The sequence below is a fragment of the Corynebacterium sp. H78 genome (assembly GCF_037572275.1).
In the GTDB taxonomy this organism is placed as follows: domain Bacteria; phylum Actinomycetota; class Actinomycetes; order Mycobacteriales; family Mycobacteriaceae; genus Corynebacterium.
In genome coordinates, this window is the sequence record NZ_JBBHKX010000001.1 from 62444 (window position 1) to 78355 (window position 15912).

12 protein-coding genes and 1 tRNA gene are annotated in these 15912 nt (G+C 58.0%); 2 read left to right on the top strand and 11 right to left on the bottom strand.

Annotated elements, in window-relative coordinates; all coding sequences use genetic code 11:
• Positions 1–772: 772 nt before the first annotated feature.
• Positions 773–1042 (bottom strand): cell division protein CrgA, encoded by a 270-nt coding sequence (gene crgA, locus WG934_RS00285; protein WP_339976397.1) that lies wholly within the window; start codon positions 1040–1042, stop codon positions 773–775.
• 125 nt (positions 1043–1167) lie between these two features.
• Between crgA and WG934_RS00290 the strand changes: the two genes are divergently transcribed.
• Complete coding sequence (locus WG934_RS00290) at positions 1168–1836, top strand: aminodeoxychorismate/anthranilate synthase component II (RefSeq protein ID WP_339988198.1); 669 nt, start codon at positions 1168–1170, stop codon at positions 1834–1836.
• A gap of 58 nt (positions 1837–1894) precedes the next feature.
• Here the strand turns inward: WG934_RS00290 and pknB are convergent, their stop codons facing one another.
• The 7 genes from pknB to WG934_RS00325 all read right to left on the bottom strand — a co-directional run bounded on the left by pknB (position 1895) and on the right by WG934_RS00325 (position 11855).
• Entirely contained in the window at positions 1895–4132 is a 2238-nt protein-coding gene (pknB, locus tag WG934_RS00295) for a Stk1 family PASTA domain-containing Ser/Thr kinase (protein WP_339976401.1), read from the bottom strand.
• Positions 4133–4198: 66 nt separating this feature from the next.
• Positions 4199–5779 carry a serine/threonine-protein kinase gene (locus tag WG934_RS00300; protein ID WP_339988201.1) on the bottom strand — a complete coding sequence of 527 codons (1581 nt, stop codon included), beginning with the start codon at positions 5777–5779 and terminating at the stop codon, positions 4199–4201.
• Between the two features lie 2 nt (positions 5780–5781).
• Entirely contained in the window at positions 5782–7215 is a 1434-nt protein-coding gene (locus tag WG934_RS00305; protein WP_339976404.1) for a penicillin-binding transpeptidase domain-containing protein, read from the bottom strand.
• On the bottom strand, positions 7215–8594 hold the full coding sequence (locus WG934_RS00310; protein ID WP_339976741.1) for an FtsW/RodA/SpoVE family cell cycle protein: 1380 nt from the start codon (positions 8592–8594) through the stop codon (positions 7215–7217). The genes WG934_RS00305 and WG934_RS00310 overlap by 1 nt, the downstream gene beginning before the upstream one ends.
• Positions 8595–8650: 56 nt before the next feature.
• Positions 8651–10081, bottom strand: coding sequence for a PP2C family protein-serine/threonine phosphatase (locus WG934_RS00315; RefSeq protein ID WP_339988203.1), 1431 nt, complete (start codon positions 10079–10081; stop codon positions 8651–8653).
• Positions 10078–10545, bottom strand: coding sequence for an FHA domain-containing protein FhaB/FipA (locus tag WG934_RS00320; RefSeq protein ID WP_339988205.1), 468 nt, complete (start codon positions 10543–10545; stop codon positions 10078–10080). Before WG934_RS00320 ends, WG934_RS00315 begins: the two co-directional genes overlap by 4 nt.
• Before the next feature lie 50 nt (positions 10546–10595).
• A complete protein-coding gene (locus WG934_RS00325; protein ID WP_339988206.1) occupies positions 10596–11855 on the bottom strand; it encodes a DUF3662 and FHA domain-containing protein in 1260 nt (419 codons plus the stop codon).
• A 489-nt stretch (positions 11856–12344) separates the two neighbouring features.
• Here WG934_RS00325 and WG934_RS00330 point away from each other — a divergent pair.
• Positions 12345–12427 (top strand) — tRNA-Leu (locus tag WG934_RS00330).
• A 355-nt stretch (positions 12428–12782) separates the two neighbouring features.
• Here WG934_RS00330 and WG934_RS00335 read toward each other — a convergent pair.
• The 3 genes from WG934_RS00335 to WG934_RS00345 form a co-directional block, all read right to left on the bottom strand.
• Complete coding sequence (locus WG934_RS00335) at positions 12783–13253, bottom strand: helix-turn-helix domain-containing protein (protein ID WP_339988207.1); 471 nt, start codon at positions 13251–13253, stop codon at positions 12783–12785.
• Positions 13254–13292: 39 nt separating this feature from the next.
• Complete coding sequence (locus WG934_RS00340) at positions 13293–14690, bottom strand: MFS transporter (RefSeq protein ID WP_339988208.1); 1398 nt, start codon at positions 14688–14690, stop codon at positions 13293–13295.
• A gap of 85 nt (positions 14691–14775) precedes the next feature.
• Positions 14776–15855 carry a GNAT family N-acetyltransferase gene (locus WG934_RS00345; protein WP_339988209.1) on the bottom strand — a complete coding sequence of 360 codons (1080 nt, stop codon included), beginning with the start codon at positions 15853–15855 and terminating at the stop codon, positions 14776–14778.
• Between the last annotated feature and the right edge of the window lie 57 nt (positions 15856–15912).

Genomic DNA, 15912 nt, shown 5'->3' on the forward strand with positions numbered 1-15912 from the left:
TGTGTGCGGTTTTTTCGTACCTGGGTACGGGGTCGTACGTGGACAGGGGACTGCGGTCAGGGCTTGAACCCTCATTCGAGTCTCAATGTGTACTTTAGGGGCAAACGGGGGGATCTAGTAATTCCACATATACACAACCCTGTGGATAACTTCCTCCACTGTTGCGCATGATTCGACGGCGTGATTCGAGCTGGCAGAGTCAAAACTATCCACAGATTGCCTTATCCACCGTTGTCCACAGTAGAGTCCACAGATGTGGATAATCTCAAAGTTGTAATTTACGAAAATCTGTGCGAATGCGTGACAAATCGCGTGTATACACAGTGTTATCCACCATTGTGAGTAAATTCTCAATTTTGTGCACAGAGTTATCCACAGGCTGTTAATAGTGTGGAGCGCGCTCCCAGTGGCTCAAATCCCACAATTCCACAACTTGCGGCCTCAATTCTTGCAATTTACTAGCAGTGAGTTATCCCCAGTTATCCACAAATTACAAGCTTGTTATCCAGCATTTTGTGGATAACCAACAGATACTGTTAATGCTTCTTTGGTCGGAAATCTACGCGCTAAATGTGAGATTCAGGGGTGCATAGGGGGCATCCGTTTCTGTGCCGTAAACCGCGCTACATCCGCTAAATCAAGGAATTCGCCGTATCGGAACTACAATTTCGCGCTCCGCCAGCTGTGAAACTACCCGGATATACAAAAATCCCCAGGAAGAACAGATTGCTCCGTTCTAACCCTGGGGAAGGGGGCGTTACGCCGTGAAGATCTACTTCCAACCCATCGTCATCAACAATCCGATGATGAACAAACCGAAGCCGATCAAGTAATTCCATACATTTAGCTCAATCATGAATGGAATCTGCGGGCCAGCGATGTAGTACACAACCAACCACAGCAGACCTGCAAGAATGCAGGTAAACATCAAGATCTTGTACCAGAGTGGAGTCTGGGTGCTGTTGATCTTGACAGGCGTGCGGCTGACACCGGTTGAACTTGCCTGTGAGTCACCCGAGTGGTTTACCTTTGCCTTTGGCATTGCGCCTCTTCCGTCTTTCGTCAGTAAATGTAGAGCAGCACCCGTATCTAGCCATCCAATCAGATGTCCATTACCTGCTACCCAGTCACGTATCAGGAACCAATCTAGCAGTATGATTCTGTCTCATGCGCATCCTCGTAGTCGATAATTACGACAGCTTCGTCTTCAACCTGGTTCAATACATCGGCCAGCTAGGGGAGACTGTGACTGTGTGGCGTAATGATGATGAGTCGCTACAGAATCCTGGCGACATCGTCAAGCAATTCGATGCAGTATTGCTGTCGCCGGGTCCGGGTGCACCTGCGAACGCGGGGCAGACGCCGGCTATGGTGAGGGCGTGCACGGATGCGGGTATCCCGACGTTGGGTGTGTGCCTTGGGCATCAGGCTATCGGTGAGGTTTTTGGTGCTGATGTTGTGCGTGCCGACGAACTCCTTCATGGTAAAACGTCGCAGGTCACACACGATGGCACGGGTGTGTTGCGTGCGGTGCCGAGCCCGTTTGTGGCGACTCGATACCACTCGTTGATGGTGGATCCAGCCACGCTTCCCGACGAGCTCATCCCAACGGCATGGACTGCGTCGGGAATGCTCATGGCCATGCGCCATCGCGATGCGCCAATTCACGGCGTGCAATATCACCCAGAGTCAGTATTGACGCAGTTTGGTCACCGCATGCTGGCGAACTGGCTGACAGAAGCCGGAGGAGAGTACTCCGAGGAATTGCTGCAGGAGCTAGAAAAGCAGCAAGCCGGATACCAGCGAGCTTTCGACGACGTTGTCGCGCAAGCGTAGCTAGCAACCGGCTGCAGCGGGGAGAGCGGAGAAATTATCTCTGCTGTGTTTCCCTCATTTAGTTTCCTCCGCCCAGGAGGTCATCAATGATGTTTCCGCCCGGCGGTGGCACTGGGTTCGGTAGTGGTGGCAGTGGGATGTCTGGTTGGTCCGGCGACGGCGATGGTGAAGGGCTTGGCGTCGGAGTTGGCGCCTGCTTGTAAATCACCAGCGTGACTTCACCGTCCTTCGTCAGAGCACCATTGGCTGATGGGCTCGACGACTGAACCTTGCCGACCTGGCCAGAATCCTGGGTGTCAGTTTCCTGTTCGTTAATGTTTCCCGTGAAACCAGCCGCGCGGAGAATCGACTCAGCTTCGGAGCGGGTCTTGCCATTGACATCAGGCATCTTGATTTGGTTGCCCTTCGACACCTGCAATTCAACCGTCGTGCCAACGGTTAATTCCTGACCGGCCTGCGGAACAGCAAGCACACGACCTTCCGGCTCCGTGGAATCAACCTCGGTGACCTGGACGACGAACTTCATCGACTCCAAGGTCGCGCGCGCAGAATCAAGCTTCTGACCCGCGAGATTAGGCACCTTGTGCATCTCGATGCCCGACGACACAGTCAACGTCACACGAGTGCCCTTGGATACCTGCGAACCAGCAGCAGGGGACTGCTCGATCACGTGACCACGTGGGATTTCCTCGTGAGGCTGCTCCCGCAGTACCGGATCAACTTTCAATCCGGCTTCTTCCAACAGTTTGCGAGCTTCCTCAGCCTTCTTGTCACGCACATCTGGCACATCGGTGATCTCCGGTCCCGATGACACATGCAACGTCACCGACGAACCCTTCTGCACATTCGAACCAAACGCAGGATCAGTACCGATCACGAAGTTGCGCGGAATTTCAGGATCTGGAGTGTCTTCTCGGTCAACAACAAAACCTGCATCTTCCAGTACCTTTGTTGCTTCTGCTGCCGACATTCCCTTCACTTGCGGGATTGCCAGCGACTGGCTTTGCGACGAATCCGTGAACATGCGATACGACACATACCCCACCGTGCCGACAAGCAACAGTGCAACAGCCGACCATGCCGCAAGAGCGCCAGCGGTGGCCTTCTTCTTGGTGCTTGGCGACGAATCGTCGACAGGTGCAATGTCGCCACCAGCATCGTCGCCAGCATTATCGCCGCTGTCGTAGCCGTTGTAGTCAGCTGGTGCGACGGCGGTGAGGTCGTCACCGTTGCTACCGTTGCCATTCCCACTGCCACCGGCAAAATCGGCATCAGCAGCTGGGTTTGAGCTGGCGCCTGCCATGCCTGCACCTGCTGCAAGACCTGCTGCGCCAGCACCGAGAGCACCAGCGCGACCAGCATTGCCATGCTGAGGTTCGAAAGTCGTGGTTGGAGAGTTGCTGCCCGCAAAACCATCCAAGTGCGGACGAGCTGCCAACGGAACCTCGCCGTTTGCTACCCGACGGAGATCGTCGGCAAGATCGCCGGCGGTGTCGTACCGCTCGTCTGGATCCTTCGCCATAGCCGTGAGAAGAACGGCATCGATGGCGGTGGCATCGCGATCGGAAAGGCCTTGGATGAAGTCCGACGGTAGCGGAGGTTCATCCTGAACATGCTGGTAAGCGACCGAAAGTGGAGTTTCACCAGTAAACGGAGGCTCGCCAGTGATGGCTTCGAAAAGTACGCAACCCACGGAGTAAATGTCAGAACGAGCATCGGCTGGTTTGCCGCGTGCCTGCTCTGGCGACAGGTACTGAGCGGTACCGATGACTGCAGCCGTTTGCGTCATGGTGGTCGAATCACCGAGCGCGCGGGCGATGCCGAAATCCATCACTTTCACGACACCAGTGTTCGTAATCATGATGTTCGCCGGCTTCACATCGCGGTGAATAATGCCAGTCTGATGCGAGAAATTCAGGGCATCGCACACATCCGCCATGACTGCAGCGGCGCGCTTCGTGTCCATTGGACCTTCACGACGAACGATGTCGCGAAGCGTCTCACCCTGCACGAGCTCCATCACGATAAAGGGAACCGTGCCCAGCGGACCGTCGGTCTCGCCGGTGTCGTAAATGGCAACGATGGCCGAGTGGTTGAGCCGAGCCGCGTTCTTTGCCTCGCGACGAAAGCGTTCGAGGAAGTTTTCATCCCTCGCCAAGTCGGCGCGCATCTTCTTAACTGCGACCCTGCGGCCGAGTAGAACATCGTCAGCGGTGTAGACATCGGACATGCCACCGACGCCGATAAGCTCGCCGAGCCGGTAGCGGCCGGAGAGTAGTTCGTCATCGCGAGACATGAGCCATTTCCCTTTCGATCCTAATAACGTGTGATTCGTCAATTATTGCTGGTCGATAGCGCATTTCTAAAATGCACCGCCGATCGTGGAGACCCCATTGCCCAATGCTGCGGGATCTGGAACCGCGTCCGGTAGCAAATCGTCGAGGGACGGGAGATCATTTCCACTATTCCCATTGCCACTGTCGCTATTGCCGCTGTTCCCAGTGGAGTCCGTTCCGTCACCAGTGGAATTATCGGGTGCAGGCACTTCAGTCTCAGTGTTGCCGGAGTCGGTGCCCGAATCCTGATTGCCACCCCAACCCGTATCGCCAGAGCCGGTGTCGGTGTCAGTGCCAGCTCCCGTGTCGCCGCCGGTTCCCCAGCCACCGTCAGTGCCTGAGTTGTCATTCCACGAGTAACCAGGATTCTGATCTTCCGTGGTTTGTTCCGTCGAGGACGTGGAATTGTCCAGGCCTGGAATTTCGTTGCCTTGCAACATCGAAATGACAATCGCGACCGCAGCGGCCAATAGTGCTAACAGGATGAATAGGACTGCACAGCCCAGACCATTTTTCTTTTTGTGTACAGGTCGAGGCGTTGGTCGAGCTGATGGCCGGGGAGCCGGACGCTGTGCAGATCGGGTCGCTGGGCGTGGCGCCATCGGACGAGCGGCAGTGTGTGCCACGCGCGTGTTCGTCGTTGGGCCGATGCCTGGAGCCCGAGTTTGCATGCCCGGACGCGTCATTGCACCGAGCTCACTCGTCGCAGGATTTGCCGCGTTCGACTGTTTGTAGACAGTCGGTTGCACACCCTTTGGCTGTGGTGGACGCGAACCATTGCGTACCGCTCGAACAGCACGAGCTAATTCGCGACCATCTGCGTACCGGCGCTGCGGATCCTTCCGCAACATGATTCCGACGAGCTCGCGAATGTGCGGATGCACCGTTGGAGGAAGCGGCTGAGGCGGTTCGTTAATATGCGCCACTGCGACTGCCACGGTGGAGTCACCTTGGAACGGTCGTCGTCCAGCGAGCATTTCGTAGGCAACACAACCGAGCGAATAAATATCCGTTGACGGCTGTACCTGCTTACCCTGCGCCTGCTCCGGCGACACATACTGGGCGGTGCCGACGACCATTCCCGTGCGAGTCAACGGCACAGCTTCGGCTGCCTTCGCGATGCCGAAGTCGGTGATCTTCACCGTGCCTTCCGGGGTGACCAAAAGGTTGCCCGGCTTGATGTCTCGGTGGATCAGATTGGCGGCGTGAATAGCGGACAGTCCGTGGGCGGTCTGTTCCACAACGTCAAGCGCCAGGTGCTCGGGGAGGGTCGTGCGGCGACGCAAAACCTCGGAGAGAGACTCGCCACGAATGAACTCCATGACGATGTAACACGCGCCATGACCTTCAGCGGCGCCCTCTTGGTAAGTGTCGATACTGACCACATTTGGGCTATCGACGCTGCGCGCCGCCGACGCTTCATTTCGGAAACGCTGGCGGAACTCTGGGTTGTCGCCGAGCTCTTGATTAAGAAGCTTGATTGCTACCTGGCGGCCGGCAGCCAAGTCCGTTGCCAGCCAGACGGTGGACATGCCACCGCGGCCAAGGAGCTTCTCGATGCGATACCTATCGGTGCCAACGATGTGTTGTAGCTGCGCGATATCCATGATTATCGACCCGCGCCTTCAACGGCCGCGATAAGCTCGCGACCGACGGGACCTGCAACAGACGAACCGGTTGCACTCTGGCCCTGTCCGCCACCGCTCTCGACGACAACTGCAACAGCAACGTCGGAGTCAGGTGCAAACGCGATGTACCAGACGTGCGGTGCGTACTCGCCACGAACTTCGCCGTGTTCAGCAGTACCGGTCTTGGATGCGATGTGTCCGCCATTGCCACCGGAGTAGCTTTCCGACGCACGCATCAACTCAGTCAGCATTCCCGCCGTATCAGGATGGATAGCTTCGTTGACTTCCTTTGGCTTGGTTGCCGACAGCTCCGACATGTCGCGACCCTGCACGGACTTCACCAAGTGAGGTTCCATGCGCTTGCCACCATTAGCAATCGTCGCAGCAATCACCGCATTATCCAGGGGCGTGAACTGAACGTCACGCTGACCAATTGCCGTCATACCTAGGGCAGCATCATCTGGAATTTCACCGAGTACAGACGCATCCTGGTTGATACCGAGGTTCTTGTACGTCTCGCCGATACCAAATCGCTCTGCGACGTCACGCAACGAATCAGCACCATTATCGATGGCAAGTTGCACGAAAGATGTGTTGCATGACTTGGCGAAAGCGTCGCGAAGTGTGGTGGTGCCACCACAAGAAGAGCCACCGTAGTTCTCCAACGTGGTTGCGGTTCCAGGCAGAGTAATCGACGCAGCACCGGTGACTGAGGTGTTCAAGTTAGCGCCGTTTTCGATGGCGGCGATACTGGTGAGCACCTTGAAGGTTGATCCCGGTGGGAGTGGTCGCTGTGTTGCATGGTTCAGCAGGGGAGCATCCTCGTTAGCGTTCAAGGAGCTCCACGCGTCGGCGTCGTTTGCTGCGATGTCATTTGGGTTGAACGATGGCGTGGATGCCATAGCGAGGATCTCGCCAGTCGACGGGCGAATAGCAACTGCCGAACCAACGTAACCACGACTCGACAGCGAATCATAAGCGGTGCGCTGAGCCTCTGGGATCAGAGTTAGATCGATGTTTGCGCCCACGTTTTCTTTGCCGGTCACCGCATCCCAGGCGCGGGTGGCAAACAGGGAAGCGTCGGTACCGTTGAGGATGTCGTTTTGCGACTGCTCCAAACCCGACGAACCATACGTGTCTGACAGGTAGCCAACGACTGGGCCGTAGGTTTCCGGACTGGAATCGTAAAAGCGGTTGTAGTACTTGTCTTCGTCCCGCTCAGAGCGTGCGATGACTTCGCCACCTGCAGTGATCTGACCGCGCGGACGCTGCTTGTCTTCCAGGAACTGGCGGCTATTTAGCGGATTATGCGCGTACTTGTCCTGCTGGAATCCCTGCAGCCACGTGAGGTTTGCAAAGAGGAGGAACAACAGTACGAAGGTGAAGATCAGAACTTGTCGGATGGACTTGTTCACTATCGATTCACCTCCGGGTTCTGGTGCATGTGTGGCTGGTTTTGCTGTGGCTGCTGGATGGCGTTTCCTGCTGGGTTAGTCATCGGATGCGCAGGGGACGCAATCGCTGCCGGAGCTGCCGTTCCGGTCGTTGCACCCCACGGGCGCCGTGCCGAATCAGAAATTCGAAGCAAGATGGCGATCAGGATGTAGTTCGCCAGCAAGGATGAACCACCGGCGGACATGAATGGAGTTGTCAGACCGGTCAGTGGCATCAGCTTCGAGATACCCGCTGCAACAACGAAAACCTGAATGGCAATGGTCAATGCGAGGCCGGAAGCGAGGAGCTTGCCGAAAGAATCGCGCACCTGCATTGCGCTGTTCATGCCGCGAGCAACGATGACCGCGAACAACAAAATGATGGCGACAAGACCCGCGAAACCAAGCTCTTCACCGAACGATGCGAGGATGAAGTCAGCGTGCGCGACTGGCACATTCTGCGGGTAGCCCTGACCCAAACCAGTGCCAGTAACACCGCCCCAGCTCATGCCGAACAGGGCCTGCGACAGCTGGTAACCATTGCCGTCGAAGCTTGCGAGCGGGTCCACAAAGTGCGCGACGCGGTCCTGAATCTTGGCAGACACCTGGTACACACCAACGCCACCGACAGCGACCAGCACCAGACCGATGAGCAACCATGAACCACGAGCCGTCGCAATGTAGAGCATGCCCAGTACGGTGCCGAACAGCAGCAGTGCCGGGCCGAAGTCGTTCTGCAGCGCCATGATGACAAGCGCGATTCCCCAGACGACGAGGATCGGGCCGAGGTCACGAATGCGCGGGAAATCGATGCCGAGGAAGCGCTTTCCAGCGACGTTAAATAGCGAGCGCTTATTCACCAACAGCTGCGCGAAGAAGATGAGCAGCAAGACCTTGGCGAACTCGCCAGGCTGAACCGAGAACGGTCCGATAGAGATCCAAATTCGCGCGTCCGCGTTAATAGGCGATGGCCACACGAGTGGCAACGCCAACAGGAACAAGCCCAACAAGCCCAGGAGATAGGAGTATCTGGATAAGGAGCGGTGATCACGCAACATGATCATGACACCGGTAAACATGGCGACACCCAATACCGTCCACATGATCTGGTTACGAACCAGACCCGTGTCGTTGGCAATGTCGAGGCGATAGATCATGACCAAGCCCAAGCCGTTCAGCGCAGCCGAAACGGGCAAGAGCACTTGGTCAGACCACGGCGCGAAAATGCGCAACACCACATGGGCGACACCGAAGATAAGGATGAAACCACCGAGGATGTACAGCATCTCGATGGTTACTGTGTTCTCCTGAGCGAGCTCGAGAGAAACGAGAGACAGCAGAGTCAGACCGCCAGCGAGCATCAGCAGCCAGAACTCCCGGGCACGCCCCGGACGCTTGACGTCAGTGTTGTCCTTACTCACTTGTCAGTCACCTCCCGACAGTTCTCGCCTGGAACCGAGCCAGTGGCAAGGTTCCCTTCGGCCGCATCCTGCTGTGCTTCCTTTTCGGTAGAAGCCTCTGCGGTACCGTCCTTCTCGGCATTCGCTGGGTCATCGACACCTGCAGCCGTCTTCGGCTTCACCTGAAGACAGATAGGCAACGCCTGCTCGGCTAGCCGACCAATTTGATTGCGCACGCCGTCGTAAGAATCGGCTGGCAACCCCTCGATCTGCGAGCGAGCTGCAGGGGAGAGGTCGTCGGCACGCATGAGATGGCAGTTCGTCTTCTCCCGAGGAGTGTTCGGGTCCGGCAACTTGATCTCGTTCGTATCTGACAGGCAGATGTATTGATGGTGACTGTTGAGCGAAATGCCCAACAAAGAACCAGGAACGCCGTGCATGACCTGAACCGTGCCATCGGCAACCGCCAAGTGATACATCGACTCTTTCTTTTGCCAGCCCCACGCGCCGAGACCAGCAATACCAGCAAGCAGAAGCAACACAACTGCGGCGACAAGCCAACGGCCGCGTGACTTGCCGGGGTTCTTCACCGGCTCAGCGGTGACTGCAATGGACTGTGAAGCGCGGGGGCGGAAGGCCGCGGCACGACCAGCGGCCGTGTTCGGGCGAGGAAGTTCCTCTTCCAAACTGGTGAGAGCTCCGGCGAGCGAAGGCTCGGTCGAAGTCTGCTCGGAGCTATCGACGACATCAGCGATGACGATGGTCACGTTGTCCGGGCCACCAGAACGCAGTGCCAAGTCGACGAGACGTGCTGCAGCCTCGGCTGGGGTGCCCTCTGCGAGGGCTTCGGCGATTGTTTCATGTGAAACGGGATCCGACAGGCCATCAGAGCACAGAAGATAGCGATCGCCCTTACGGACTTCGCGATACTGCAACGACGGTTCTACCGGGCGGCCAGTCAAGGCCTTCAAGATGAGCGACCGCTGCGGATGCATCGATGCTTCCTCAGCGGTGATCTGACCTTCATCCACCAACGACTGCACATACGTGTCGTCGCGAGTGATGCGAATCAACTCGCCATCCCGCAGCAAGTAACCACGTGAATCGCCGACGTGGCAGAGACCTAGGCGATTGCCGTCGAAAAGCAGAGCAGTAAGTGTCGTGCCCATGCCCTGCGTCACAGGGTTGGCTTCGATCTCCTCGGCAATAGAAGCATTGCCCTCGGCACAGGCGAGTGCGAGGGCATCGAGGAGATCCGCGCCGGGCTCGTCGGCATCGAGCTTGGATACCGCCGCGATCATGAGCTGGGAAGCAATTTCGCCAGCAGCATGGCCGCCCATGCCGTCCGCAAGAGCGAGCAGACGTGGGCCAGCGTACGCAGAATCTTCGTTATTCTGTCGGACCAAACCGCGGTCGGACAGAGTGGTGTAATTCAGTGCAAAACTCACGGCTGCAACCTCAACGTTGTTCGACCGATACGGATTTCCATGCCTGGTTGTAGCTTCTCCGGCTGATCGACGCGCTGGCCATTCAAGAACGTGCCATTGCGGGAGTCCAGGTCTTCGAGGTACCACTCGTTATCTCGGTGAAGGAGACGAGCGTGGTGGGACGACGCGTAGTCGTCATTAAGAACGAACGCAGAGTCATCGGCACGGCCGATGGTGATGTCCCGCTGATTGTCCAAATTCATACGCGAACCAGCAAGTGGGCCAGCAGTTACCAACAGCTGGCGAGGTACTTGTGGCCGGTGGAACGGATTTCCCCGCGTTTGATTTGGCAGGGCAGCACGAACTGGCCGCAGACCTGACGCGGCGTTTGCGTCAGCGCGAAGTGCCCGCATGGTCATCCAAATGAAAAACCACAGAACGACCAGCACGCCAATGCGTGACAGCAGGAAGACGATCGCCTCCACGTTGTGAACCTCCTTATTGTGGCACCATCCGTGGTGCGATTATTCCAGCACTAACGGATTCGGACCTCCATGACAGAGTGACCCATAGAGACTATGTCGCCATCTGCCAAGAGCCAGTTATCAATTGGCCCATCATTAACAATCGTGCCATTAGTTGAATGAAGGTCAACCAGAATGGCGTCGCGTCCGTCCCACGTAATCTCTGCGTGCTGACGCGAAACACCCGTATCCGGCAACCTGAAATCCGACGCGGTGCCACGGCCAATGATGTTTGAACCAGGTCGAACCTCAAACTTTCGGTTGGATCCGTCCTGCAAGTACAACGTGACAGTTGGGGTGTTCTGTTCCGGCTCCTGGGGTCCTGGGGGAACTTGTACCGGGCGCGAGGCGGTAGAAAACGTCTCGACGTGCGCATTCTCGCTCTGCTGCGCAAAGTCAGCGTCGGCGGCATTATCGTCAGCGCTAACCCCGGGTGCTGCAGGTGCTGCTTGTGCGTCGGGCACAGCCTGTGCATCGGGTGCGCCGGTCGTTGGCTTTGCGACGGAGTCCTGCCCAGGCGACGAACCCCAACCCTGGCTTTGGGCAGCCGGGTTATTGGACTTGTAGTTCGCTGGGTTGTTGTAGTCGCCTGCATCGACGTGATTGACGTTGACATGGTTGGCGTCGTCGTGTGGGCGGAATGCCGATGAGGTTGGTGCGCTTGCGGCAGCACCTGCGACTCCGGCAGCCGCGCCCGCACCAGCGGCTCCGGCAGCGACGCCCGCATTGGCACCTGCGCCAGCAACGCCGGCTCCAGCCACGCCAGCGCCGGCGTCTGCTGACTCCGAAGGGTTATTAGCATCAGGGGACTGGTTGGCTTGCGACGATTCGTCGGGAAGATCGGTGAGAACCTGCCCATCCTCGCCGAGGTATGCGGACTGCGTGCCGGACTCTTCGAGGAATTGACTGGCTGTCTTGAGCTGGCCGGTGTGCAAAGAATCGAGCTTTTGCAACACCACGGCAACTGGACCTGCAAGAACCCAGCCGTTGTTGCGACAGTAACGGGACATGCGGTTGGCAAGGTGCTCTGGCAGTTGTGGCTCGGTTGCGGTGAGGTTAGCGAAGTCCTTGGGGCTGATGCCGATGCGGAATTCGTTGGGTGCGAGGAAACGACCCTGGGCATCTTGCATCAGGAAGTCTTCGATTTCCTGCTTCAAGCACTCTTCGAGCTCATTCGGGACGACCTTGCCGCCAAAAACACGCGCAAAGCTATTGTCCAGACCACGCTGGAGCGAGCTGTCAAGCTTGCGGATGCGTCCAAGAAAATCCATCGAATGAATTATCGCCTTCTCCCGCTAAACTACGGCGGGTTATGAGAGCCACTGTGGCTCAGGTCGTAACGTGACAAAAGTATCGAGTTGTAAAGATATGTCGAGAGCGTCGGGTTGCCAAGAGTTCCGTAAAGAATAAGGCAAGCGCAGCGCAACGTACGAATGCTAATCGCTACGAGTGACACTGTAAATAGACATCTATGTATCAGCCATTCGAGCGGTTGTAGAGCACCCTGCACGCGCTGATCTAACTACGCTTACCTATCTATATGCATCCCTCAAGCTCTTGTTATGCGTTTTCAGTATAGAGGCGACGCAGTCCATTCCCAGCTTTCTATGACGCTTTCCTGCTACTTTTCCCACGTCGGGTCAGCCGTTGGGGTTGGCTTGCCGGCTTTGCGACGGCGTCGTAAAGATCCTTGAAAGTTGCTGTGAACTGCGCGTTTGGTGTTGGATATACCCGCGGTGATATAGTTCTTTCGTTGCCACGGGCGAGTGGCGGAATGGCAGACGCGCTGGCTTCAGGTGCCAGTGTCCTTCGGGACGTGGGGGTTCAAGTCCCCCTTCGCCCACAAAGAGCGGTTCTCGAACTGCGACGGCCGGAGGTCACAAACTCGAAAGGGTATGTGACCTCCGGTTTTTTCGTGTCCGGGCACGAGTGTAGTCAATTTTTGTGAATGCGGGAGTATCCCGTTCGAGTCCCGGGGATGGGATGGCGTGCCGGCGTCCTTCCGTGATCCTGCCCACCCGGTCGATGAACCGATCTGGTGACCATCAGGTACGCCGGAACCACCATCACTAGAAGATGGACAACAAGGAACTCTGACCGTGACCGCCAGGAATTTCTGCGAACTTGACGTGTCATACCCGGCCTAGCAGGTGCGCTGAGATCAGACCATGCGTTGCTTCCAAAGACGAGCGGAATCGTCACAAGGAAGCCGCGTTTGGAATCATCAACACGGCAGCGATCTCGACTTCTTGACCACAGTGCGGGCACTTGGCGTGCCCATCAGTGAGCGGTGTGACAGGCCGAGCGTTTTGCTGAGACTGGTCACGGTACTCAATGGGAAGGAGGCCAGTGATGCATCGAAATTGTCGCGCAGCATTGCCTCGGCTGCGCCATCCCACCTCGTGCATCAGTTCACCGACAGGACGTCGACTGCGCGCGAGCAGTGTCGCTCGTTGGACGCAGCGAACCCGCGTCAGGTACTTCATCGGGCTGATCCCGTACCGCCGCGTGAAAACTCGACCCAGCTGAGACGGCGAAATGTGCACCTCTTTTGCCAGTGACTCCAGAGTCCATTGCACTTCCAGCCGGTCGTTGAGCAGTGATGCAGTAATCTCAGCAGGGCCAGGTTCCGCCACTTGACGTTGAGACCCCATACGGTTGCGACTCATACGAGCCTCCACAGACCCATCCGCGAGGAGGTCGAGTGCTTAGCGCGACAGGGCTCGATCACTGCGCAAGAGGAGAACGATGCCCATGAACCCGACAAGGCATGCAGCCGCTGCGAGCGCCAGCGAAACCTGGTATCCCTCAGCTCCGCAGGAGGGTTCACGGGCCATGAACGCCGCGTAGATGCTGCCTAGCAACGTGACGGAGATCAGGCTGCCGAACTCGTATGACACTTCCTCGACGCCGGAGGCCATCCCGGCCCGATCAGCAGACACGTTGGAAATGATCGTGGAGGAAGCCACTGTGATCAGGACTCCAATTCCTGTGCCCGCAAGGAACAGGCTGACCGCGAACATCCACAAGTTCGCCTCCAGAACCAGGGTTGCCAGAGCATAACCCCCGCCCGCAACAACACAGCCAGCGCCGAGCAGGCGACGCGGCCCGACTCGGGAAAGCACTGAACCCGCAAGGAGGGAGGTCACCGTCGCGCCCGCCGCGATCGCGGCCAACAGGAGTCCGCTCTGCAGGGGTGAGAATCCACGAGCCAGCTGGAAGTGCTGAGAAGTCACCGTCCCAACTCCGGCAAAGACGAATGTAGCCAGCCCTGCTGCCAAGACACCGGCGACGACCGATCGGCTGCGGAAGACCGAGAAATCCAGGAGCGGTGTTGGGAGTCTGCGCTGGCGCCGTGCGAACCACCAGAAGCAGACGAAACTCGTCGCAAGTGCCCCTGTAATGAACACACCGGAGGGGGCCGATACGACACCCTGCTTGATCGCTGCGACTAGGCCAGTCAACCCAACGAGAGCCAGCACAGATGACAGCAAGTCCCAGGACGTTCTTGCCGATGCGCGAGCCGCTGGCGCGTACATGGCCGTCAACAAGAAAGTCACGAGGGCAAAGGGGACGTTGATGAGGAAGACCGAGCCCCACCAGAACCACTCCAGGAGCAGGCCTCCCACGAGCGGACCGAAGGCAATGCCACCGATCGAGACACTCGACCAAACAGCGATGGCGACGTTGCGCTCATCCTCGTCCTCGAACGTGAACCGGATGATCGCGAGTGTCGCGGGCAGCATCAGTGCTGCACCCACCGCGAGTAGTGCCCGCGCGACGATCAGCACCCACGCGTTTGGAGAGAAGGCTGCGAGTAGGGAAGCTATCCCGAACGCGCTGATGCCAATCTGGAACACCAGCTTGTGTCCGAACCTATCCCCGAGCGTCCCGGTGCCCAGCAGTAGGCCAGTCATGACGAGGGGGTACATGTTGATGATCCACAGTGACTCACTTACGCTCGCCGACAACTCGTCCGTCAGAAGAGGCGCGACCACGTAGAGAATCGAAGTGTCGACCGTTGCAAGCAGCAAACCGAGCGAGACGGCGGTGAGCACGAACCACCGTGTGCGCTGCGAGGCCGGCGCAGGGGGATCTTGAGTCATCTCAGCCTTTCAATATGCCGATACGTCGTCAGAGCGCGGTGGATTTGGGAGCCGCGTACAAGGAGCATGAAAGTCAGACTCCCGATCATTGGCGCATGTGCTCGGAGGTAAGTCGCGCGAAGATGAGGGTGTCGGTCCATTCGCCCTTGCTGAACCAGTCCTGGACGTGATGTGCTTCGAGCCGGAGCCCGACACGACGAGCCAGTGCTGCCGAGGCGCTGTTGCGGGCATCCATCTGCGCGGTGATGCGGTGGAGCTTGTAGTGGTCGAACCCGAGGGCGAGTACTGCTCGGACGGCTTCGCTGGCGAAACCTTGCCCACCGTGCGCCGGGTCGAGAACCCACCCGATCTCGCCTTGACGGTGGTCGTTATCGGTGAGCCACAACGCGACGTCTCCGATCGGGACGCCGTCATGCTCGATGACCAGCGCAAGCGCGCCAGTCTCGCCATCGATGCTGGTCTTCGCTAGCCGCTCGGCGAGCTTGTCGTGGGTGACTTCCGCGGTCCATGGCTCGTCCAGCAGGTAGCGGGCAACGTCGGGTCGCGAGTACAGCTCGTGAAGCCATTCGGCATCGTCGGCGTTATGCGGACGGAGATGGAGTCGCTCCGTCGCCAACGGCCACTGGGCGCTGGGCTTGAGATCGCGCCGGTAGTGGATCAACTCCTCGTGCTGTCCTGCGGGTGTGGTCCCGACGGCTCGCTCGACCTCACGGAACCCTGCGTTCGTCAAGCATCGCTGGGAGGCCTTGTTCTCCGGGAGTGTGCGTGCTGTCAAGGTTCGAAGTCCACTGTTGTGCGCGAAGCGCGATGCCAGCTCCAGGCCCCGACGAGCGTGCCCTGCTCCCCGCGCATCCGGATGAATCCAGAACCCGACCTCGGCAGCCTCGGAGCTGACGTCGAATAGTACCAAGGAGCCCACGAACCGGTCCGTCTCGGCGTCGGCAAGTGTGAGGACTGCCAGCGTGCCTGACGACATACCCGCCGCGACCTCTTCGCGGATCATCCGTCGCACGGAGTCGGGGGTGTAGTCGGGCTCGGGCAGGTGGCCGAAGCGCCGCACAGCTTCATCCTTGGTGCCGGCTGCATAAGCGTCTGCGTCCAGCTCAGAGAGGGGGCGTAGGCGAGTGTTCTCAAAGGTGATCGGGAGGGTGGTGGCATCCAGCATGCGTTAAACCTAACATAGAATGGATAGCTAACTGAAGCATGTTTGGTTAGGCTGGTG